Annotated in this window: 23 protein-coding genes; 11 read left to right on the top strand and 12 right to left on the bottom strand. The window is 38.9% G+C overall.

Going from position 1 to position 22,202, the window contains the following annotated elements:
* The first annotated feature begins 2 nt into the window (after positions 1-2).
* Both ACH63V_RS06165 and ACH63V_RS06170 read left to right on the top strand, forming a co-directional pair.
* Positions 3-515, top strand: a complete 513-nt coding sequence (locus ACH63V_RS06165) for a hypothetical protein (RefSeq protein ID WP_396463000.1) — start codon at positions 3-5, stop codon at positions 513-515.
* 130 nt (positions 516-645) lie between these two features.
* Positions 646-1,290 carry a hypothetical protein gene (locus tag ACH63V_RS06170; RefSeq protein WP_396463001.1) on the top strand — a complete coding sequence of 215 codons (645 nt, stop codon included), beginning with the start codon at positions 646-648 and terminating at the stop codon, positions 1,288-1,290.
* Positions 1,291-1,402: 112 nt separating this feature from the next.
* Here ACH63V_RS06170 and ACH63V_RS06175 read toward each other — a convergent pair whose 3' ends face one another.
* A complete protein-coding gene (locus tag ACH63V_RS06175; RefSeq protein WP_002054038.1) occupies positions 1,403-2,746 on the bottom strand; it encodes an alpha/beta fold hydrolase in 1,344 nt (447 codons plus the stop codon).
* A gap of 211 nt (positions 2,747-2,957) precedes the next feature.
* Here ACH63V_RS06175 and ACH63V_RS06180 point away from each other — a divergent pair, with 211 nt between their 5' ends.
* Both ACH63V_RS06180 and parE read left to right on the top strand, forming a co-directional pair.
* Positions 2,958-3,539, top strand: a complete 582-nt coding sequence (locus ACH63V_RS06180) for a YqiA/YcfP family alpha/beta fold hydrolase (protein WP_019458548.1) — start codon at positions 2,958-2,960, stop codon at positions 3,537-3,539.
* 14 nt (positions 3,540-3,553) lie between these two features.
* The gene (gene parE, locus ACH63V_RS06185) at positions 3,554-5,437 is read left to right on the top strand and encodes a DNA topoisomerase IV subunit B (protein WP_396463002.1); all 1,884 of its coding nucleotides are present in this window, start codon (positions 3,554-3,556) and stop codon (positions 5,435-5,437) included.
* A gap of 136 nt (positions 5,438-5,573) precedes the next feature.
* Here the strand turns inward: parE and ACH63V_RS06190 are convergent, their stop codons facing one another.
* A complete protein-coding gene (locus ACH63V_RS06190; protein WP_396463003.1) occupies positions 5,574-6,077 on the bottom strand; it encodes an ureidoglycolate lyase in 504 nt (167 codons plus the stop codon).
* On the bottom strand, positions 6,074-7,084 hold the full coding sequence (alc, locus tag ACH63V_RS06195; protein WP_396463004.1) for an allantoicase: 1,011 nt from the start codon (positions 7,082-7,084) through the stop codon (positions 6,074-6,076). Before alc ends, ACH63V_RS06190 begins: the two co-directional genes overlap by 4 nt.
* Positions 7,085-7,283: 199 nt before the next feature.
* Here alc and hpxO point away from each other — a divergent pair, with 199 nt between their 5' ends.
* Positions 7,284-8,441: an FAD-dependent urate hydroxylase HpxO gene (gene hpxO / locus ACH63V_RS06200; protein ID WP_396463005.1), complete on the top strand. Its 1,158-nt coding sequence runs from the start codon at positions 7,284-7,286 to the stop codon at positions 8,439-8,441.
* A gap of 53 nt (positions 8,442-8,494) precedes the next feature.
* On the opposite strand, the gene ACH63V_RS06205 is transcribed toward hpxO, so the two are convergent.
* From ACH63V_RS06205 to puuE, 5 genes are all read right to left on the bottom strand, one after another.
* Complete coding sequence (locus ACH63V_RS06205; protein WP_263614839.1) at positions 8,495-9,220, bottom strand: outer membrane protein OmpK; 726 nt, start codon at positions 9,218-9,220, stop codon at positions 8,495-8,497.
* Between the two features lie 121 nt (positions 9,221-9,341).
* A complete protein-coding gene (locus tag ACH63V_RS06210) occupies positions 9,342-10,709 on the bottom strand; it encodes a nucleobase:cation symporter-2 family protein (RefSeq protein WP_396463006.1) in 1,368 nt (455 codons plus the stop codon).
* 23 nt (positions 10,710-10,732) lie between these two features.
* Complete coding sequence (gene uraH, locus ACH63V_RS06215; protein WP_279985345.1) at positions 10,733-11,056, bottom strand: hydroxyisourate hydrolase; 324 nt, start codon at positions 11,054-11,056, stop codon at positions 10,733-10,735.
* Positions 11,053-11,556 carry a 2-oxo-4-hydroxy-4-carboxy-5-ureidoimidazoline decarboxylase gene (gene uraD, locus ACH63V_RS06220; RefSeq protein WP_009505325.1) on the bottom strand — a complete coding sequence of 168 codons (504 nt, stop codon included), beginning with the start codon at positions 11,554-11,556 and terminating at the stop codon, positions 11,053-11,055. The genes uraH and uraD overlap by 4 nt, the downstream gene beginning before the upstream one ends.
* 100 nt (positions 11,557-11,656) lie before the next feature.
* On the bottom strand, positions 11,657-12,622 hold the full coding sequence (gene puuE / locus ACH63V_RS06225; RefSeq protein ID WP_396463007.1) for an allantoinase PuuE: 966 nt from the start codon (positions 12,620-12,622) through the stop codon (positions 11,657-11,659).
* Positions 12,623-12,874: 252 nt separating this feature from the next.
* On the opposite strand from puuE, the gene ACH63V_RS06230 reads away from it, so the two are divergent.
* The 4 genes from ACH63V_RS06230 (at position 12,875) to dsbD (ending at position 16,538) form a co-directional block, all read left to right on the top strand.
* Complete coding sequence (locus tag ACH63V_RS06230; RefSeq protein ID WP_263614835.1) at positions 12,875-13,225, top strand: HPF/RaiA family ribosome-associated protein; 351 nt, start codon at positions 12,875-12,877, stop codon at positions 13,223-13,225.
* A 158-nt stretch (positions 13,226-13,383) separates the two neighbouring features.
* The gene (locus tag ACH63V_RS06235) at positions 13,384-13,929 is read left to right on the top strand and encodes an ankyrin repeat domain-containing protein (RefSeq protein ID WP_263614834.1); all 546 of its coding nucleotides are present in this window, start codon (positions 13,384-13,386) and stop codon (positions 13,927-13,929) included.
* A gap of 12 nt (positions 13,930-13,941) precedes the next feature.
* Positions 13,942-14,709, top strand: a complete 768-nt coding sequence (locus tag ACH63V_RS06240; RefSeq protein ID WP_263614833.1) for a transporter — start codon at positions 13,942-13,944, stop codon at positions 14,707-14,709.
* Between the two features lie 17 nt (positions 14,710-14,726).
* On the top strand, positions 14,727-16,538 hold the full coding sequence (gene dsbD / locus ACH63V_RS06245) for a protein-disulfide reductase DsbD (RefSeq protein WP_396463008.1): 1,812 nt from the start codon (positions 14,727-14,729) through the stop codon (positions 16,536-16,538).
* On the opposite strand, the gene ACH63V_RS06250 is transcribed toward dsbD, so the two are convergent.
* Both ACH63V_RS06250 and ACH63V_RS06255 read right to left on the bottom strand, forming a co-directional pair.
* A complete protein-coding gene (locus tag ACH63V_RS06250; protein ID WP_263614831.1) occupies positions 16,539-17,732 on the bottom strand; it encodes a sensor domain-containing diguanylate cyclase in 1,194 nt (397 codons plus the stop codon).
* Positions 17,733-17,908: 176 nt separating this feature from the next.
* Positions 17,909-18,820 carry an alpha/beta hydrolase gene (locus ACH63V_RS06255; protein ID WP_396463009.1) on the bottom strand — a complete coding sequence of 304 codons (912 nt, stop codon included), beginning with the start codon at positions 18,818-18,820 and terminating at the stop codon, positions 17,909-17,911.
* Between the two features lie 149 nt (positions 18,821-18,969).
* Here ACH63V_RS06255 and ACH63V_RS06260 point away from each other — a divergent pair, with 149 nt between their 5' ends.
* Positions 18,970-19,407 (top strand): DUF2147 domain-containing protein, encoded by a 438-nt coding sequence (locus tag ACH63V_RS06260; RefSeq protein ID WP_348896527.1) that lies wholly within the window; start codon positions 18,970-18,972, stop codon positions 19,405-19,407.
* Positions 19,408-19,445: 38 nt separating this feature from the next.
* On the opposite strand, the gene ACH63V_RS06265 is transcribed toward ACH63V_RS06260, so the two are convergent.
* Positions 19,446-19,796 (bottom strand): arsenate reductase, encoded by a 351-nt coding sequence (locus ACH63V_RS06265; RefSeq protein ID WP_396463010.1) that lies wholly within the window; start codon positions 19,794-19,796, stop codon positions 19,446-19,448.
* Positions 19,797-20,252: 456 nt separating this feature from the next.
* A complete protein-coding gene (locus ACH63V_RS06270; protein ID WP_263614827.1) occupies positions 20,253-21,077 on the bottom strand; it encodes an exodeoxyribonuclease III in 825 nt (274 codons plus the stop codon).
* 38 nt (positions 21,078-21,115) lie between these two features.
* Between ACH63V_RS06270 and pyrE the strand changes: the two genes are divergently transcribed.
* Positions 21,116-21,766 carry an orotate phosphoribosyltransferase gene (pyrE, locus tag ACH63V_RS06275; RefSeq protein WP_159137701.1) on the top strand — a complete coding sequence of 217 codons (651 nt, stop codon included), beginning with the start codon at positions 21,116-21,118 and terminating at the stop codon, positions 21,764-21,766.
* The last annotated feature ends 436 nt before the right edge of the window (positions 21,767-22,202 follow it).

The raw sequence follows: 22,202 nt of genomic DNA on the forward strand, positions 1-22,202 counted from the left end.
ATATATATGCAAATGATGATACTTTTGTAGTTTCTGCAAAGTGTAAGGATGAATATAATTCTAGTTGTGACATTGTGAGAACTGTAAATGCTCAGAATGAAATAGTTATAAAAGGTGTCAAACTTTTAAATATTTCAAAAATAAACCAAAACTTATATAAAGTAAAAACATCTTGTGGGTCTCCGTGTTTAGTTACGCTTTTCTATAGTCAAAATAAAGAGGATGCCACAGACGAATTTATTGCTATTGATAATAAAAATAATTGTTTAATTGAAAGTGATAGTCAGAAAAAAGTTATTTATGCTAGAAAATTGTTTACAAATAAGCCTAGAAAAATTGTCGATTTAAAAACCAAAGAATTTAATGGGTTATTACAAAGGTTTGATTATTATAGTTATTTTAAGGAGGAGAGTTTTTTCTCACCTGATGGTAGTTTAAATTTAATTGCAAATGATTATGGGGAAATATTGGTTAAAAAGAAAATAAAAAATCCTTGTGGTGGTGATAAGAAATAATTTATTTAGTGCCTTTAATTGATAGAAATACTAATTTTCTTTTAGGCCTAGTGTAAGTGTTAAAAAAAAGTATCAGAATTAATTTTTGGTTGGAAAATTGAGTCTTTTGATGATTAAGAGATTAGTGTTCATGGTTGTAGAGAAAAGTATAAACATACTTAAAGATTTAAAAAATAAAATTATAAAATTTTACCTTTTTAATATTAAGAAGCTAACTATATTGGCTCTTACCTTTTGTGGATTTATTATTGGTTCGACCATCTATGCAAAAGATACATTTAATGTTGAATTGAAATGTAAAGGGCATGATCAGGAGTATTGTGATATCGTAAAAAACACTGATAATCAAACTAATTTTATTTTAAGAGACATGAGATACCCTGCGGTTGACCAAGTAAATGAAAATATTTTTCATGTTTATGGTAGTTGTGGTTCACCATGTGAATATCACTTTTTTATAAGTAAAACAGAAAAAGATCAGACTAAAGAATTTATTGCTTTAGATAAAAATAATAATTGTCTAATTGAAAGTGACTCTAAACGGAATCTTATTTATGCTAGAAAATTGTTTAATAAAAATAAAAAAATGATCGTTGATTTAAAAAATAAAGAATTTAATAATGTTCCAATCGATGTTGCTATATATAACTCATTTCAAGAAAGATCATATTTTGATGAGCAAGGACAGCTACATTTAGTAGCAATGTTAGCAGATGTTGATAAAAATGGTGATAGTTTATACTTTAATAAAATAATCAAGAAAGCTTGTGAATAATAAAAAGAATAATTGCGAGGATTTAAAATCTTTCTAGATATAAAACTTATGACAGATTTAAATGATTGTAAACTATACAATTTAGAAGAAGCCCAACAAAAGTTGAGCTTTTTTACGTCTCTACAATTCCTTCTAAATCTTCAAGCGTATAGTTCGGCATATCAATAATATGAGTTTGAATACCGTCTTGCACATAATCATTCACATGAGGATATAGCCAGCGAGTAATCTGTTCAGCAACACTCGAGTGATACTGAATTTCAAAGTGATTTAAACCATAAAAAACGGCTTTATGTGAGTCTGGAACTTTAAGCTGAAAACGTGGATTTGGATGTTCGCCAAGTGCACTTTTCACACTCACCAAATAGTCGCCAATCACGGTAAGCGCTTTATTACGTACCTTTTCAAACTCGAGTGTTCCTGCCACTAAAAAGGTATTGATATGGGAAGGTAGAGGAGCTGGAGCACGGTTGTCATCCATCATGCCAATTCGGGCATCCATATATTCCCAGTCATCGTCACGAACGCTACCGTGGCGTAGGTCTAAAATACCATTACTACGGATATTAACCAGTTGACCCAGTAACCCAACAAATGGGAATGCCCCGAGCTTATCTTGTATAGCAAAGCCAAAGCGCTCAAGTACTGCACCATGATGTGGAGAACCAATACAGACTAAGTTCTCGACCATATGAATCCATTGGTACATATTCTGTTTGCCGTAAAACAGTGCGCTACGGGAAACCAGTCCACCCATACTATGACCAATGATATCAATACTGGTAATTCTTGGATTACGTTGTACCAAATCTTCTAATAAGTTAGAGAAACTACGGCCATTGGCTGAAATGCGGCGACCTGTGTTGTAGTTTAAATACAGCATGGTGTTGTGATCACGCTGCGCGAGCAGACGCTCACCAATGCCACCATAGTGTGCATTTGACCAAGTCAGATGGTTCATACATAGACCATGAACCAAAATCACAATACGTCCTGCAAGTTCGCCTTGTTGGATTGCACCGTAGTGATCGTATAGCACCATGGGTAAGGCAAGGGGACTATGTTGTTTAAGTAAATAGTCTCCAAAAATACCATTTAAAATGCCCACCAAAAAATGAAGACTTGGTGTTAATGGTTTCTCGTGAAGGGTCGGGAATTTTTCAATAATACGACGCAAACCGGGCGCTAAAAAATAACGTCCATACTTTTGTAAGGCACCATAAGAAAACTGATATACCTTTTGCACAGAAGGGCGTTTTTGGAAATTATTCGCATTTTGGGCACTAATACCAAAAGCATTTTTTAACACTTCAATATTAATGACTTGTATTAATTCATGTACACCATTTAAGCTGGTGCTGAACAGTTGAGCTAAACCTTCTAGTACGTCGGCCTGACTCGGTGGCGTACGATCCCATTTACAATAAGTTTCATGTAACGGTGTTAAGCTCGGCATATCTTTTCCCCATTTACGTTATAACCGACGTTTTAAGCTGTACTTTTTATGAACGGCAGCTAACGTTTCCATCTTAGTAGTTTAAATAACACATGTTTTTAAAATACTGATGAATGGTAAGTTGAATCGTTTTTCTTGTCTGACAATAGTGTTTTTATATACAAACTGAGAACAAAAATGTGAGTTTATTCTCAATTTAAGAGGGAAATATATGAATATTATCTACCTCCATGGCTTTAATAGCAGCTCTTCTTCGATTAAAGGGCTGAGCCTTAAGCAGTATTGTAGCGAATTGGGCATAAATGTGCATTTGCCAGATTTAAATAGATCTCCAGATCAGGTTGTAGCGCAAGTTTCAGAGCTGATAGAGTCTTTACAAGATGTGGCTTTAGTCGGCAGTAGCCTCGGCGGGTTTTTTGCGACATATTTTGTCGCGAAATATAATATTCCGGCTGTACTGATTAACCCTGCTATGCAACCATGGAAGTTGTTTGATAAGTTATTTCAAGTTGAAAGCATGCCTTATAAGGTGAATGATCAATGGTCAATTGATCATGTTCAGTTACGACAGTTAGAACAACTGGAACTGAAACAACCTGAAAATGCCGACAAAATACTCGTCTTATTGCAACAAGGCGACGAAATTTTGGATTATCGTCAAGCACAACGCTATTATAGTGCTGCAACACCATCCTCATTGATTTTGACGGATGCTCATGGCAATCATGCCATGGAAGATTTTGAAGAAAAATTACCCTTAGTGATCGAATTCTTTGCGCACACCATCAAATAAGGAAAACGTACAACGTGACACAATATACGGCTCAATCGCTTGAAGTTCTTTCCGGTTTAGACCCTGTTCGTCGTCGTCCGGGGATGTATACCGACACTTCTCGTCCAAACCATTTAGCCCAAGAAGTTATTGATAATGCTGTCGATGAAGCATTAGCTGGTCATGCCGACAAAATCTGTGTCACGGTTTATAAAGATGGTTCGTTGTCGGTTGAAGATAATGGCCGTGGTATGCCAGTCGATATTCATCCTGAATATGGCCAAAGTGGTATCGAAATCATTTTAACCAAGCTACATGCTGGTGGTAAGTTCAGTACCGATAATTACCAGTTTTCAGGTGGTTTGCATGGTGTGGGGATTTCGGTTGTAAACGCTTTATCAACACGTGTTGAGGTCGAAGTTCAGCGCCAGGGTAATTTATACCAGATGGCCTTTGAGCAAGGTGAACCTGTTGCGCCTTTGGCAGTGCTAGAAGGTAAAGCACCTAAACGCGCGACAGGAACTACGGTACGTTTCTGGCCTGAAGCTAAATATTTTGATAATCCAAAATTTGCATTAAAAGCACTCAAACATAATTTAAAAGCGAAAGCTGTTTTAGCAGCTGGTTTAAAAATTACTTATATCGATCAAATTAACGATGAAAAAATCGAATGGCAATTTGAAAATGGCCTTGTCGATTATTTGATGGATGAATTGCAAGACCGCGAAATTTTGCCAAATCCTGCATTTGTAAGCAGTGGGCAAGCAGATCGTGCAGCCTGTGAATTTGCGATTTGCTGGAATGTAGAAGGCGGTGAGCAGGTTCAAGAAAGTTACGTCAACCTGATTCCGACCGCACAAGGCGGTACGCATGTGAACGGTTTACGTTCAGGCGTGACCGAGGCGTTACGTGAGTTCTGTGAATTGCGTAACTTGTTACCGCGTAATCTTAAACTTTCGGCAGAAGATGTTTGGGATGGCGTGAACTATATCTTGTCGCTCAAGTTCCAAGAACCACAATTCTCTGGTCAAACCAAAGAGCGTCTTTCAAGTCGTGAAGCATCAAATATTGTTTTAAATATTGCTAAAGATGCCTTTGCACTCTGGCTAAATCAGCATGCTGAAATTGCTATGCAATTGGCAGAAATGGCGATTTCTAAAGCAGGTCGTCGTTTAAAAGCCGCGAAAAAGGTTGAGCGTAAAAAGATTGTTTCTGGCCCAGCTTTACCGGGTAAGTTGGCAGACTGTGTCGGCCAAACGCGTGAAGAAAGTGAGCTATTCATTGTCGAGGGTGACTCGGCGGGTGGTAGTGCCAAGCAGGCGCGTAATAAAAACTTTCAGGCCATCATGCCAATTCGTGGGAAAATTTTAAACACATGGGAAGTCTCTTCAGATGAAGTACTCGCTTCTCAAGAAGTTCACGACATTGCGATTGCCATTGGTGTAGATCCGGGCAGTGATGATTTGTCAGAACTACGCTATGGCAAAATCTGTATTTTAGCCGATGCCGACTCGGATGGTTTACACATTGCGACTTTGCTTTGTGCTTTATTCGTTAAGCATTTTCCAGCATTGGTTGAAGAAGGTCATTTATTTGTGGCGATGCCGCCATTGTTCCGTATCGACATTGGTAAGGATGTTTATTACGCGCTTGATGATGATGAGCTTGAAGGCATTTTGAAAAATGTTAAAGGCAATCGTAATCCGCAAATTACCCGATTCAAAGGATTGGGTGAAATGAACGCGATTCAGCTTCGTGAAACAACGATGGATCCAAACACTCGTCGTTTGGTACAGCTTGATTTAGATGATGTTCATCTAACAGCAGGTTTACTCGATAAATTGCTTGCAAAAAAACGATCGGCAGATCGTAAGCAGTGGCTTGAGCAGAAAGGTAACTTAGCTGATATCACTGTCTAAAAAGGTGTGAAAAAATCCCCGCTCAATAGACGGGGATTTTTTATATAAACCTAAATTTTAGGTAATCATTACAACAGTTGCTGCTATTGGTATTTCGGCCATTAAATTAAAAATAGACAGATCTGTCTATTTTAATTTAAGTCGTAATTTTTATAGCGAGTGGAAATTGAAAAACATCACAATTTGCACCACTTCCAATTTGATCTACTACCGCAAAATCACTCGGCGCTTCAAAGGTAAGCAACGGATGATGCCATGTACCTGCCCGATAATTAATACTTTGCTTTCCATTTGAAACGAAAGCACAGAGCTTTGAAATATCAGGAGTATTCTCGTCTAAAGCGGGCGCGACAATAATTAAAAACTTTTGTTGCTGTAATGGAATAAATGCCTGAGAACCCTTTGGATGGCGCTCTAGCATTGAAATTTCCAGAGGTAATACGCTGGCCTTAATATTACGGAAAATACTGATCCCTGCTTTTGCTTCGCCCTCAATTTCAGTTTCAACGAGTGCATGGTAGCGCTCAGTGTGGGCATCATTAATATGAAAAAAATCATGCCCATCACAACAAATGACTTCTCCGAAGGGCTGAAAGTTCTCAATGGTCAAGGGCTGAATTTGAACAGTATTTATGATCATGACTTGGCAATTTTCCCCCATAAACGAACACGGCTAATACCGCCATCTGGAATCATGTTAATACGGATATGAGAGATCTTTTCATGCTGTAAAATTTCATTCACATATTCATGAATATGGTCCATTTGCATAGGCTGTGCTTCGAGTAAGTAAGACCAAAACATACTTTGAGGAATTAACTGAGCGTCGGTTGCATTTTCAAGGTAAACCGCTTGTATGGATACTTGGGCAGGGAAATTGCCTTTAAAGTGCGCCGTATCAATTTCAAGCTTTTCAATTTTTCCGCTTTTACCCAGTGCAAGAATACACCAGTCATAACCCGGTGCACGGCGGCGTTTGGTTTCCCAGCCATCGCCCATGTTGACGCCACGACCGGGGTTAATCAAATTACGTGGATGTCCAAAATGCGCATCACTATAGGCAATTACGCGACCACCATTTTCTAGGGCCAATAAATCAAGCGTTTGCTCACTATCAGTCACCTGAATATGAACATCCCCATAAACACGTAAACGGGCAACACCACCATCTGGGAAAATATTGAGGCGTATATGGGTGAAAAGTGCATCATTATTGACCATAAAAATATGATGCTGACTTGGGCCGAGTTCAGTATTACTTAAAACATTTTCCCATTTTGCCCCTGTAAGGTCACCATTTGGTGCATAACACGCTTCTAATGAGGCAGATGCAGGATAATTTCCTGTAAAAAAGCTGGTATCGATATCAAGTGCAGTGATTTTTCCACTTACTCCTAGCTTTACAATACACCAGTCATAGCCCGCGTGACGCTTACGACGGGTCTCCCAACCATCCATCCATTTGCCGTTATCATCAAATTTATCTTCAACAAAAATAGGTGCTTCAAATTGCAGCATACGTTTTGCTTCTGCAAAGAAATCATCTGAACACTCAATGACTTGTGCACCAATTCGGGCATCGGCCAAATTGGTTTTGGTATTCAAAATCTCAGGAAGTTCAAAAGCTGGAGCATGCAATGTTGCCATAATGGAGTATCCGTATTTCTTGTTAAAAACATGATTTTTCATTTAAAACTGCGCCAACACGGAGTGTGCTGAGACGAGTTTTACACGTAAATATATAAGCATGGTGTATGCCAGTTTTGTGGAAAAGCTAAATAAATTTTGAACGATGGCATGTTTTTAGCATAAGCACCCTATAGGTGAATATCTATAGGAGAGTGTTATGAATGTGGTGATTATTGGTGCGGGAATGGGAGGTCTAACCACAGGCATTGCATTAAAGAAATTTGGTCACCAAGTTCGCATTTTTGAACAAACTGAAAAAATTCTTCCTGTCGGCGCGGCAATTTCGCTGTGGTCAAATGGTGTGAAATGTCTGAACTATCTGGGATTAACTGACAAAATCGCCAAACTTGGTGGACAAATGGATGATTTGGCCTATGTGGATGGTTTAACTGGAGATGTGATGACACAATTCAGTTTACTGCCATTAATCGAAGAAGTAGGCCAAAGACCTTATCCTGTTGCACGTGCCGATTTACAAAATATGCTGATGGATGAGTTTGGTCGAGACCAGATTTATCTAGGCAAAAAAATGGTGAGCCTTGAAGACAAGACCGATTATGTCGAGGTGCATTTTGCAGATGGTAGTTCAACGCAGGCTGACTTATTAATTGGGGCGGATGGTACTCATTCACTGACTCGTGCCTATGTGCTGGGTCATCAAGTACAGCGCCGTTATGCAGGTTATGTGAACTGGAATGGCTTGGTTGAAATCTCTGAAGATTTAGCGCCAGCCCAGCAATGGACGACTTATGTGGGGGAAGGCAAGCGTGCGTCTCTGATGCCCGTTGCAAATGGTAAGTTTTACTTCTTTTTAGATGTACCTTTGCCAGCAGGATTAGACAATAATCGAGATGACTATAAAAAACTTTTAAAACAATATTTTGCTGATTGGTGTTTACCAGTACAGCAACTCATTGAACGTTTAGACCCACAAAAGACCAATCGGGTAGAAATCCATGACATTGAACCGTTTACTCAGTTTTATAAAGGTCGAGTAGTGATTTTAGGTGATGCTGCACACAGCACGACACCTGATATTGGACAAGGTGGCTGCCAAGCCATGGAGGATGCGATTTATTTAGCGCGTTCTTTGCAAATTAATACTTTGGGACTAGAGGATGCTTTACGTCGCTATCAAAACAAACGTAATGAACGTGCCAATGAATTGGTGCTTCGTGCTCGTAAACGTTGTGATGTGACCCATATGAAAGATGAAACAGTTACCCAAGCGTGGTATGCGGAATTACGCCGTGAACAAGGCGGACATATTATGCAGGGGATTATTAGTAATATTGTCGGTAATCCACTCGACTAAAACAAAAACAGCAAGGCGTTTTTCCTTGCTGTTTAATCTTCTAAATAAAAATTTTAGAAGTGGTATTTAACCAAAGCACTGACGTTATTTTCGTCTCGGCCTTGTAAACCAAATTTATTATTCCACACAGAGTGCTCAATACCGAGGTATAGACGTGTGTCAGGAGAAATGTGTTTACCTACATTCCATTTCCATTGAGTTGTCCAGTTTAACTCGCTGGCATGGTCGCCCTCAGCAGTTGACCAATCTAAGAAGCCATCAACCAAGAATTCTTCAGATGCAATATTAAATGGAATACCATAAACGAACGTCATTTGATAATCGTCGTCAGTTTTCTCATTGTTTGCACGGTAGAAGTTTAAATTCGCATATTTAAAATATGGAATATCTAAATCAACAGCAAAACCATATAAGAAGTTATCGAAGTTATTGCCATTTTCGCTGTTACTTTCCCAAGTGGTACTAATGAGCACATCTTTAATTGGACCATAAGCCAATTTTTTGCCAGATACTTCGCCCAAGCTTAAACGTGGTGATAACTCAAAATATGTACTTTTATGATCATCTTCACCGCGCATGCGGTCCATAAAGAAAAACACATCAGCATATTTAACTTTTGCTGCATATTCCAAAGTGATGGTGGTTTCTTTTGCGTCTACAACTTCATAGTTTTCACCATAAAGACCAGTTACGCTAAAATCTTGCCAAATTGGTTTTGCCTGAACCATGGCAGTTGCAGATAACAAGGCACAAGTAGCCGCAAGTTGCTTTAATTGCATTTAAATGATCTCCCCCCAAATAAAGCACGCTAAGGATACAGGGTCTTAAGCAAAAATGAAGCCAAATTTGATCAACGGTTAAAAAAAGTCCCACCGAAGTGGGGCGCTAAAAACTAATTTATTAATGTGTATTTCTAGTGTTTATGGTTTGGCTTAAATGCGGGGTAGATGAGCTACGAAATGAAGGCAAATGATTAAATAATAAATTCAATAAGATAGCAAAAATACAAGTTGAACTAATACCTGAATGGAACAAAGTTTGTACCCAAACTGGAAAATGTGCATAAAACTCATGGTTAATAATTGGGATCATTCCTGCCGATAAAGCAGTCGCGACAATAATTAAATTTTTCTGATCGTTATAATTAATTTTTGCCAAAGTGCGGATTCCGCTCGCCGCAACCGACCCAAACAAGACCAAACCTGCACCACCAAGTACAGGCATAGGAATTGCGGCAATAAGGCGACCCATAACAGGTAGTAGACCTAAAATAATCAGAATGACACCACCTGCTGCTACAACAAATCGGCTTTTGATACCTGTAATTGCTACCAGCCCTACATTTTGTGCAAAAGCACTTTGCATGAATGAACCAAAGATCGGTGCCATAGCACTTGAGAACATATCTGCACGAACGCCATTGGCAATACGTTTTGAATCGACTTCAGTTCCTACAATGTCTCCGACAGCAATAATGTCAGCTGTGGTTTCCGTCATAATTACTAAGGTCACAATCAACATTGATAAAATGGCACTCAGTTCAAATGTAGGTAAACCAAATGCAAATAAATGTGGAAATTGCAGCCATGCACCTGAGCTGACCTGACTGAAGTCACCAAAGCCCATGAAGTAGGCCAGTATGGTACCAGCCACGATCGCTAATAATATGGATAAACGACGAATACTGGCTTGTGGCAGCATGTTTAAAACAATCACAATGCCTAAAGTCAGCAAAGCTAAAGAGATATTCTCGACGCTTCCCCAGTTCGGTGCTTTATCGTTGCCACCCATCATCCAGCGAATTGCAACGGGTAACAACGATAGCCCAATAGTTGTGATAACGCATCCCGTCACAACAGGTGGGAAAAAACGAATGATTTTTGAAAAGTAGGGTGCAAGGCAAAGTCCAATTAGAGAAGCTACAATCACCGCGCCATAGACAGCAGGCAAACCACCGCCCGTGGTGATAATGGCCACCATAGTTGCCACACCCGCAAAAGACACACCCTGTACCAGAGGTAATTTTGCACCTAGATATTTGGTTCCGATGGTCTGTATGAGTGTTGCTAATCCGCCGACAAATAGGGCGGCTGCAATGAGCATTCCCACTTGTGCCGAGCTTAAACCAGCAGCTGTTCCGATAATGAGGGGCGGAGCCACAATGCCACCATACATGGTAAGCACATGCTGCAAACCGTAAGCAAAACTTTTGGAAATTCCTAAATATTCATGCTCTGGAGAAATCGCATTCTTTTGTCGATGATTCATATTTTTCTCCTATTTTATTTCAGTTAACTGCCGCGATAAGTGGAGTAAGCAAACGGACTGATGAGTAATGGAATGTGGTAATGCTGATTGATGTCTTCTATGAAAAATTGTATACAAACACGTGGGAAAAAAGTTTTGACTTGCTGCGATGAAAAATAAGGCGCAACTTCAAATTCAAGTTGATAAGCACCTTCACCTAAGTTTTTTATTCCAAAATCACTCACGCGCCCATCTAGGTTGGTGGTTGCGGTCGCAATCAGTTCATGAGTTGCTGCATGGAACAACTTCACTTCTACCTGTGCAGCGGGTTTACCTAAATTTGTATCTAAAATATGAGTGCTGATCATGCGTGTACTTCCTGAGATAGACGTAATAGAGCAATTGCTGCGAGTTGCTCGTGTACAATGACTTTTTCTATAGCTAAGTTGTTTTGAAGACGTTGATTAAGTTTTTTTAAAATCTCGTTGCTACTAAGGCCCGCTGCTTTAATTAAAAAAATAAAGCCAAACTTCTGTTCATAATCGAGATTGCCTTGTAGCAGAGCTTGTTGTGTTTGTTCATCTAAGGAAATGCCAGCTTGCTCTTGAGCTGAAAAATTTTGTTCTTTTGCATTAAGCTGTTTTTTTGCCTGTCGTTCCCCAATTTTTGGATGGGTGGCTAAAGCTGTTTGTATTTCTTGCCATGACCACGTGTGGCTTAATTGTTCTGCATGCCCTAAAAGAACTGAGGTCGATGAGTAGGGCCGTTCTGAAATAATTTTTTCAGCCCAAGCAGGAATATGGACGCAGTTGTTTAACAGAGTCTTTAGTTGGTCGGGTGGGGCTTGATTAAACTCGGCTAAAAACACTGTTATTCCTAAACTCATTGTTGTTGATATAGAGTTTTAGCAATAACAGTGCCAAGAGTGGTTAATATTTCGCTAATGAATTTGCAAAATTAATAACCAACTATCGAGTTATGTGATTTTTATACCAATGTTCGGCAATATCCTGACGGCGACACACCCAGACCCGATCATGCATTTCAATATAGTCGAGGAATTTTTGTAAGGCTTTAAAACGACCCGGACGCCCTAAAATACGGCAGTGCATTCCAATCGACATCATTTTTGGTGCAGTTTCACCTTCTGCGTACAACACATCAAAACTATCTTTTAAATATTGAAAAAACTGTTCTGAACTATTAAATCCACCCGGTGAACAGAATTTCATATCGTTGCATTCGAGCGTATAAGGAATAATTAAGTGAGGACGTGATGCACCAGCCGCATTGGTCAGCGTTGTCCAAAAAGGCAGGTCATCGCCATAATAATCTGAGTCATATTGTATTTGTGGGAACTCTGCGAGTAACTGACGGGTATTGGGACTATCGCGCCCGGTGTACCAACCTATAGTTTTATTTCCAAACAAGTTTTCTAAAACTGATAAGGCTTGTTTCATATGCTGTTTTTCGACTTCAATGTCGGTGTCTTGATAGTGAAGCCAGCGGTAGCCATGCGAGACCACGTCATAATCAGCTTGCTTAATCGCTTCGACAATATATGGGTTGCGAGCCAGCGCCATGGCAACGCCGAAAATAGTCATTGGAAGCTTGCGCCGTTGGAACTCACTATGGATGCGCCAAAAACCAGCACGTGAACCATATTCGTACATAGAGTCCATCGACATATGCTTGGCTGGATAGCTTGCAGCACCAATAATTTCTGATAAAAACTGCTCTGAACCCTCATCACCATGCTCAATATGCTTTTCGCCACCTTCTTCATAATTCAGGACAAATTGCACGGCAACCTTAGCATTGTTAGGCCATTTCACCTGTGGAGGCTGACCGTGATAACCGATTAAATCACGTGAATAAGGAGACTTTTGAATCTGCTCAATAAGTTCTGCTCCAGATAGATAAGATTCGGTCACAATTGCTCTCCTTTTGTTCAATTTTTCATAAAAATTTAAAAAATCAGCTTGCATATTTTTATAGATGGACTGATATTGAAGGTATGAAGATCTTCAAAATAAATTAAAAGCAGTACGTTTAAGTCAGGAGATAACAAACCATTACACCATCAAAATGTACAATTGAAGTCAGTTCATGCATGCTTAAAACATGCCAACATAAAAAAGTTTTGCATAGAAAAGATCCACAGTAAGAAAGAGAGGATGGTATTTATGAATATTGAAATCCGCACAGATAAAAACATCCATAATAGTGAACGTTTAATTACTTATGTACGTGCAGAACTTACTCAAGAATTCCAACGTCATAGCGAACGTATTACGCATTTCTCGGTTCATTTTAGTGATGAAAATGGGGACAAAGGTGGCGATAAAGATATCCACTGTATGATCGAAGCACGTCCTGCTGGCTTGAAACCAGTTGCAGTGCACCATAAAGCAGGAAATATTGATGCCTCAATTCATGGCGCGATTGAAAAATTAAAACGTAGTCTTGAACATACCTTTGAGAAAAAAGAGCACCCGAGAGGTGGTCAACCAGAACTCATTGATGATGAAGCTTAAAAAAATGCTAAAAAGCCCTTCGGGGCTTTTTTTATGGAGCATAAAAAGACGGATAAAAACTCTTCACAACTTTTGGTTTGCAATGCAATAGCATTGACCTCTAAAATCTTCATCAGAGATTAGGCATAATAGCGCTAATATATTTTTGAGAGATGGTCATGTTAACCACCCAGCAGCAGGCTTTAATTAAAGCCATAGAAGAATTAGAACTTACGCAAGTACAAAAATTACTTGCTGAGGGGCTTGATCCGAATTTCATCGATCCGGAACAAGGGCCACCCGTATCAATTATTTGTGATGGAATTTTTAAATGGTGGGAAGACGTCTCAGAAGCTTATGAAGCTGGTACTCCCTTATCAAAAGAAGAAAAGCAACAATCATTACAAGTTTATCTCGATATCCTTGAAGCCTTAATTCAGGCTAAGGCAAATGTTCATCTTTGGGATGCAGAAGAATTTTATGGCCCACTATGGGATGCAGCAAGTTCGGCATGCGCACCAGCGGTTCAACGTTTACTTGATGAAAAAGTTGATCCAAACACACGTGATGAAGAAGGACTCACCATTTTATCTTCAATCAGTCAGTTGTTCTTTGATTGTGATTTTGATGAAATAGATTGGTCAGAAGCGCTTCAAGAAGAGCGTGAAACACTAGAGTTATTGCGCCATCATGGAGCAAAAATGTCAAAAGAACTAACTACTTGATTGGAATATAGAATGAGAACATTTCAAATTTTAACTTTTGCTCTGACCACTGTTGCTGCAGGAAGTACTTTTGCCGCAGAGTTCTCGTTTGACCGTCCAGGTTCAGGCTTTGGAACAGGTATTACTCCAGTGGGGCAGTTAGCTTGGGAACAAGGTTTACCAAGTGCAACTTATACAGAATCAACTGTTGATGGCGTGAAAGAAAAAACCGTAACTGTACATGGCGATATGTTATTCCGTACAGGTTTGGCTAAAGACTTAGAATTACAATTAGGTTGGCAAGGTCCGGGTTGGACTCAAACCAAACGTGCTGGTAAAAAAACAGATACTTCTGGTTTAGGTGATGTAAGCATCGGCTTAAAAAAAGCGATTGATTTAAATGATGAAAATTTAACAATGGCTGTGTTGGCTCAAGCGCTCATTGCAACGGGTAATGATGAGTTTACCGCACATGACGACATTTATAGCCTGAGCTCAGCAGTAGCGTACCAGTATGATGATTTGATCAATACTGCAATTACGATGCGTTACGAAGTGCAAAACAGCAACTGGGCTGTAACGGCCATTCCAACAATCAACTATAAAATTGCCGGCAAGCTTTCTGGTTATTCTGAATTTGTTTACCGTAAAGCTGAAAGCCAAGACTACCAATATGGTTTAGGTACAGGCTTAGTGTATGCAGTTAATAAACGTACTCAACTTGATGCAAGTGTAGGTGTCGATTTAGAGGGTCAAGATAAAGGCTACCATGGTGGCTTGGGTATGGCATTCTTATTCTGATAAAACCAACTTGATTGATGTTAATGAAAAAGCTTATTTCTCAGGGAATTATTTATTTTCTAGCAGCTGCTAGTTTTGTATTGAGCCAGTTTGTTTTTGCAGAAGATAAGCTACTTTCACCAGAACAGGCTTTTTCATTTTCGGTTGAGTCGCCACAATCGCATACTGCGAAATTATCGTGGCAGATTCAGCCGAATTATTATTTGTATCAGCATAAATTTACTGTACAGCAGGGTACTCAACCTTTAGCTTTAAATTTACCTAAAGCCGTTTCTCAATATGATGAAAACTATGGGCAAAGTCAGGTTTATTATCATCAAGTCAATTTTCAAATTAAGACCAAGCCTTCAGAGCACTACACTGTAACTTGGCAGGGCTGTGCCAAAGACCGTATTTGTTATCCGCCACAAACCATTGAGTTTCAAACCGATGCAGATGGTTTGGTTGGTGTGCAAAACCAAGCAGGAACAGCGCCGAAACGCTTATTAGATTTGGCAAATACACAAGCAGCGTCTCAAGAAACTTTAACTAATCAAACAAGTTCAGAAACTAAAACAGACGCGACTACTCCACAAATTGCAGAAGATCAGATCTGGTCGGCGAAACTCATTGAACACTCGCTTTGGTATGGTGTTTTATTATTTTTAGGCTTAGGCATGCTGCTCGCATTCACGCCATGCTCTTTACCAATGCTGCCGATTTTAACTTCATTAATTATTCGAGAGCATAAAGGCTTAAAAGCGTGGACGATTGCGCTTACCTTTGTATGTAGTATGGCATTGGTTTATGCGGGTCTAGGTTTAATCGCTTCTTCAGCAGGGCTAAATTTCCAACGTTGGCTACAACAGCCTGCTACGCTTATCGCGTTTAGTTTACTGTTTGTAGTTTTTGCATTGAACCTGTTTGGACTGTTTGAGCTTCGTTTACCGCAAACATGGTTAAATCGACTTGATCGTATTCAGTCTATGCAACAAGGCGGTACTTTGGTTGGTGCGGGTGTTATGGGCGTGGTTTCTGCGCTCTTGGTTGGTCCATGTATGACCGCACCTTTGGCTGGAACTTTATTATTTATTTCTCAAACTCAAAACCAATGGCAAGGTGCTTTGCTTTTATTTTGTCTAGGCTTTGGAATGGGAATTCCTTTACTCATCGCGAGTGTTTTAGGTGCAAGATTTTTACCTAAAGCAGGCGACTGGATGCATCAGATTAAAGTGATTTTTGCTTTTCTGATGTTGGGATTAAGTCTTTATTTTATTCGCCCTTTATTGCCAGATTGGGGCATGCAAGTGCTTAGTTTATTGCTAGGGCTGGCTTTTATTGCCTACGCACTTTATCAGTTCTTTTGGAAAAAAGGGCAGTTACAGTGGCTCTATGCACTCCTACTTTTATTGGTTACTCCGTTTGTTGCCTATAACCAGTATCAGCATATTCAAAATCGCAGTTTGCAAAGTTCCGAGCACATGGCTGAATGGCACGTTGCGAAAACAGCTGCGGACTTTCAAAAAATTTTAGCAGCAGCCCCTACTGATCGGGCTATTGTGGTTGATGTCTATGCAGATTGGTGTGTGGCTTGCCAGCCTATTGAGCATCGTATTTTAAAAGCACCAGAAGTTCAGTCAGCTCTTGCGCCGTACTATCTCATTAAGCTTGATTTGAGTCATTATGACCAGTCACATGAAGCTCTACTCAAGCAGTGGAATATTCTTGGGCCACCGACTTATCTGTTTTTAAATAAGCATCAACAAGAAATTCGTTCTTTACGTTTAACTGGTGCATTTAGCCAACAAGAGCTATTGCAACAGCTTGCAAGCTTATCGAAAGCTAAATAGTTAAATGGACTCTATATGTGGTAATTGGTGAAAAGTGCGCACTTGATTGCGCCCTGAAGCTTTTACCGCATAAAGCGCTTCATCTGCCTGCCGAATGACGAGGTATGGATCGTTTGCAAAAGCGGAACAGCTAATTCCAAAGCTTGCACTTACATGAATCTGGATATTTTGATTGTTGAAAATAGATAACTCTTGTAAGGCAAGCCGGCAACGCTCTGCAATTTTTTCCGCTTGAATAATATCAGTATGCGGAAGTACTAAAATAAATTCCTCTCCACCAAATCGACCAATAATGTCTTCATTACGTAAGTTCTCAGAAAGACATTGAGCAATTTTAATCAGGACCTGATCGCCCTGATGATGTCCATATACATCATTAATTTTTTTAAAATGATCTATGTCGAGAAGTACTAAAGCATAATCGAATTGTTGTTCGTGAAGTGCTTCCAGATGGGTATTTAAACTACGTCTATTTAATACATTAGTTAAGGGGTCGATTTGGCTTAAACGTTGAATATAAGTTTCTCGTTGGCGCCATTGGGTCAGCAATATTTCAAATAAAATAAAACAGGCGACTAAAATCGGCATAATAAAAAACAGCATACTCCCTAACCAAAAAGGATTGGTTTGAGCATGTCGGATTGCCGTGAAGTTAAATAGTGGAGCGTAGGGTATAACCCCATTCATACTTAAATAAGTACATACGGCTAAAATAATTGTTGCTGGTATAAAAGCGCTATAAACAATTTTTCTTTCAAATAAAACCAGACCTACACCAATGGTGCCGACATAACCGACCATTGTGGCAGGGCTGATGCTACCAATTAAATATCCATCATGGCACAGCATGAGCATAAAGACTTGTACGCTAATAAGAGGAATAATTCTTTGTGCCCAGTCTTGGTCTTTGTAGCGATAACACGGAATAATCAGTAATGCTAATAAAAATAAAGTCAATAAATTCAGCCAGAGCTGTGACTCTACTAAAGGCAAGTTTGCCCATTGCCAAATACTGGGCGTTATTAAAATATAGCCTTTCCATAAAATCCAACTGAAATTCATTGCGCAGGCGAGTACAAGCATCAGTGCGCTTTTTTGTAAGGGCGTCCAGTTAATAATATGATTGTTATGGATGAATTCGAGAACCACCTGTTTTATTTTATTTATAGGATGAGTGATTAAACGAATTTTCATAATAATAAAGGAACTCCTAAATAGAGATGTCTTTTTTAGATCATCCTAAAGTGGGAGAGTTGGAATGATTCATAACCTAAACATATCATGATTTATTCATTAAACCTTAAGATTAAGGTTTTTATAAATAATATGAAGTGAGAAGTATTTCACACTCATCACTTCATTTATTTTAATTAAGTTTTATCAAGTTCATGAGCAAATTCAGCAATATCTGCCATTGCATGTTTTGCCTCATCGAACCACGCATTAAACATTTGAAAGTTATGCCACATACCTGTGTAAAGCTTAAAATGTACTTCGACACCCGCTTCTTCAGCTTTTTCTCTAAAGCGTTTTGCATCGTCTAATAAAATTTCTTTTGAACCGACCTGAACTAATGTTGGCGGTAAACCTTCTAAGTTATCAAAAATGGGCGAAACACGCGGGTCATCTGCTGCAATATAATTGCCAATATAATGTTGAATACCAATTTGGAGGGCTTCAAGAGAAAGTAGGGCATCATGTTTTTGGTTAAATCTTAAAGACTCGCTGGTTAGGGTTAAGTCTAAAAAAGGTGACAATAAAATCAGACCGCTTGGCATGAGTTCAGGTTGTTCTTTTAAGCGTAAGCAAAGTGCCAAAGCTAAATTGGCCCCACATGAGTCACCCGATAAAATAATATCTTTGGGTTGGATACCCTGAACTAATAAAGATTGATATACGTCATATAATGCTTCGATCGCTTCAGGATATGGATGCTCGGGAGCAAGCGGATAGTCCACATGAATAATTTGCATTTGAGTACGGGCAGCTAAATCCGTCATAAATGCATGATGTGTTTTGACACTGCCAAGAAAAAAAGCGCCGCCGTGAATGTGAAAAATAAGCTGGGTTGCTGAATCCTGAGCTTTAATCTCTTCACCTTTGACACCCGCAAGTCGGATCGGACGAACAGTTACATTTTTTTGTTTTGGAAATGCTCGGCAAAGTTGTTCAAGCATAGGACGCAGGGCAGTTGGAGGTAAATTCAACTGGCTTGGTTTGCGAATTGCTGTTTTAAGAAATGTTTCTGTTAAATAATATTTTAAAACGCTTGGTATATTCATATAGTATCCGCTTATGTTAATAACTTGTTTCCCTATAAATTTTATTTTTCAAGGTTACAAGGTTACACGAAACAGTCACATTCAAAAATTGCAATATCGTTGCGAGTTTTGAATACTGAAGTCTTGAAAGACCCAAGGATATTACAAAAATGAAAAAGATTGCTTTAGCTTTAGGACTTGTTGGTATGGCTGCATTTGCCAATGCGGCTGACCCACTAAACGGAACGGTATGGAAAACGATTGATGACCAAACCAATAAGCCCAAAGCCGTAGTAAAGTTTACGGAACAGAAGGATGGAACCTTAACTGCAACCATTCAAAACATTTTGACACCAGGTGAAGAAAACTCTTGTACAAAATGTGAAGGCCCGTACAAAAACAAACCGCTTAAAGGTGTGACCATTGTACATAATCTAAAAAATGTAGGTGGTACCAGTTATGAAAACGGTACAATTTTAGACCCGAAATCTGGCAAAACTTACAAATTAAAAGGTGAGTTGGCTGATGGCGGCAAAAAGCTTAAATTGCGTGGCTATATTGGTGTTTCAGCATTGGGTCGCAACCAAACTTGGATTCGTGCGAACTAAAAGTTTAAATAAAAAAACGAGCCATTTGGCTCGTTTTTTTATGCATTTAAGTTTTGATAAGCAGTTTCATCAAAACCGACCAGAAAACCTTTAGAGGTCTGTAGAACTGGTCGTTTAATTAAGCTTGGTTGAGCAATCAAAGCTTCAATAAGATGATCTTCACTGCTTAATGCACGAGTCTGTTCATCTTCAGATAGTTTTCTCCACGTGGTGCCTTTCTTGTTGAGAACGGTATCTTGTCCAATTTCTTTTAACCAGATTTTTAGGGTTTCGGTATCAATCCCTTGTTTTTTATAATCGTGAAACTCGTAACTCAAACCTTTTGCTTGTAAGGCATCAAAAGCTTTTTTCATTGAGTTGCAGTTTTTAATACCATAAATTTTTAACATTTTATCGGACCATGTCAAAAAGAAAGAACACACAGCCTAACCCAAAACGCATTTGAGCACTACCTTATACAGATACTTTTAAAACAAATGAAAAATAATGATTAAAACAATAAGAAATGTCATGTTACTGTCATAAGACAAGGTAATAATGAGTTCAATAAGAAGAAATGAAAAAACTAAAAGAACTTAGCGCAAAAAATAAGAGATAGAAAAGAGAAAACCCGCATTTAATCATCCTGATCATGCGGGTCTCATTTCAACGTCCATTGTCACATCCTTGCAAATAAACTTAATCTAAGTTTATTTTATCTTCCTACGGCGTCCTATCCTTTTGCGTCATCCTGACTGCTTCCCTGTGCCGTGGGGCTATAATGCCGTTAAACGTGTGTAAGAAAAATACTCAAAAACGACATGTGTTGTAAGCAAAAACGACAATGCAAGTGAACACTTGTTCACTTATTCTTGAATTTTATAGTCGATAATCACAGGGGCATGGTCGCTAAACCATTGATCTTTAAAGACCCATGCATTTGCTGTGCGTGCTTTCCAGTCTGGTGAACAGGCTTGGTAATCAATACGCCAACCTACATTTTTCGCACGCGCTTGGCCGCGATTTGACCACCATGAATATAATTCGGCTTCTGTTCTTACCACACGGAAGGTGTCTACATAGCCAAGTTCATCATAAATATGATCAAGCCATGCACGCTCATGTGGTAAACAGCCAGACGACTTTTGGTTGCCAGACCAGTTTTTAATATCAATTCGTTTATGAACGATGTTGTAATCGCCACAAATAATGATGGACTTATTCTCATCACGCCATTGTTTCAAGATTTTGGCGTATTCACCTAAAAATAAATCTTTACGTGCCTGCGCTTCTTCACCACTTGAGCCCGAAGGTAAGTATAATGATGCAATATGTACGGGATGTGACAAACCTAAATCGAATTCGGCAGAAATGAAGCGGCCTTGGCTATCGGCCAACTCGAACCCTAAACCATCTTTAATAGAGACAAAGGGTAAGCGGCTATAAATTGCGGTACCTGCGTAACCTGCACGCTCTGCTGGAAAAAGATGGGTATGCCATCCTTCGGGTCTAAACTTTTCAGTCCATTGTTCATGGGTAATGCGGCTTTCCTGCATGCATACGACATCGGCATCGGATTGTTCTAACCATTCAAGTAAGCCTTTCGTTACTGAAGAACGTAAGCCATTTACGTTAATGGAAACGACTCGAAGAATTTTTACATCACTTGGATACTGATCCTTTGGTATCATGCGAAAATTTAACCTCAATTGTGAATTTGGAGCACCTCATGACAACGCCTGTGTCATTTAACCCGCAAGCATTTATCGAACTCGCATTATCACGTGGTGTGCTTAAATTTGGTGAGTTTACTTTAAAATCTGGACGCGTGAGTCCTTATTTTTTTAATGCAGGCCTACTCAACGATGGTGAAGCTTTATCTCTTTTAGCACAAGGCTATGCCGATAAATTAACACAATGCGAAAATGTTGATGTGATTTTTGGACCAGCGTACAAGGGTATCCCTTTTGTAGCAGCGACTGCTGTTGCTTTGTCGCAAACACATAATAAGAGTGTGCCATGGGGCTTTAACCGTAAAGAAGCGAAAGATCATGGTGAAGGTGGTGTTTTAGTTGGTGCTGCGGTTGAAGGTAAAAAAGTCTGGATTATTGATGACGTAATTACTGCTGGTACAGCGATTCGTGAAGTGGTAACGATTTTGAAAAATGCTGGTGCAACTATCGCGGGTGTTTTAGTTGCGCTAGATCGTCAGGAGCGTGGCCAAGGTGAGCTTTCTGCAATTCAAGAAGTTCAAAAAGAATTAGAAATACCTGTGCATGCCCTCATTACCATGAAGGACTTAATGGATTATTTAGATGGAAAAGACGAAAAAGAAGCTTTAGCCAATATGCAAGCTTACCGCGAGAAATATGGAATTTGATTTTTAATAATTTAAAGAGGAAGCGTAAAGCTTCCTTTTTCATTATTAATTTTTCTTAAATGAAATATGAATAATGCAGTAAAAACCCTACGAAATATTTGTTTCTCTGTTAAAGAACATAAACTATTAACTAATAATTTGATTTTTATTACTAAATAACCTTTTGATTTTTTATTTTTTGGTCCATTTTTATTATAAAATTCATATGAAACATATATCAATATTTAAGACTTAAAATTGATAATTTGAAGTGTTTTTTTTCTTTTTGGTAAAATATATAAATTACTGATGAATAATAAAATTTAATAATTTTTATTTTTAAAAAATTGTCCTAAGTTATTGATCTTGACGAATGCTAGAAATCAGCTCATTTATATATAAAAGCTTTAAAAGATGTAGAAAATTTTCCAGTTTTTCATTTCATAAGGATACGAGG

This window comes from Acinetobacter sp. ABJ-A23_2, from assembly GCF_044538765.1.
Lineage (GTDB): Bacteria > Pseudomonadota > Gammaproteobacteria > Pseudomonadales > Moraxellaceae > Acinetobacter > Acinetobacter nosocomialis_A.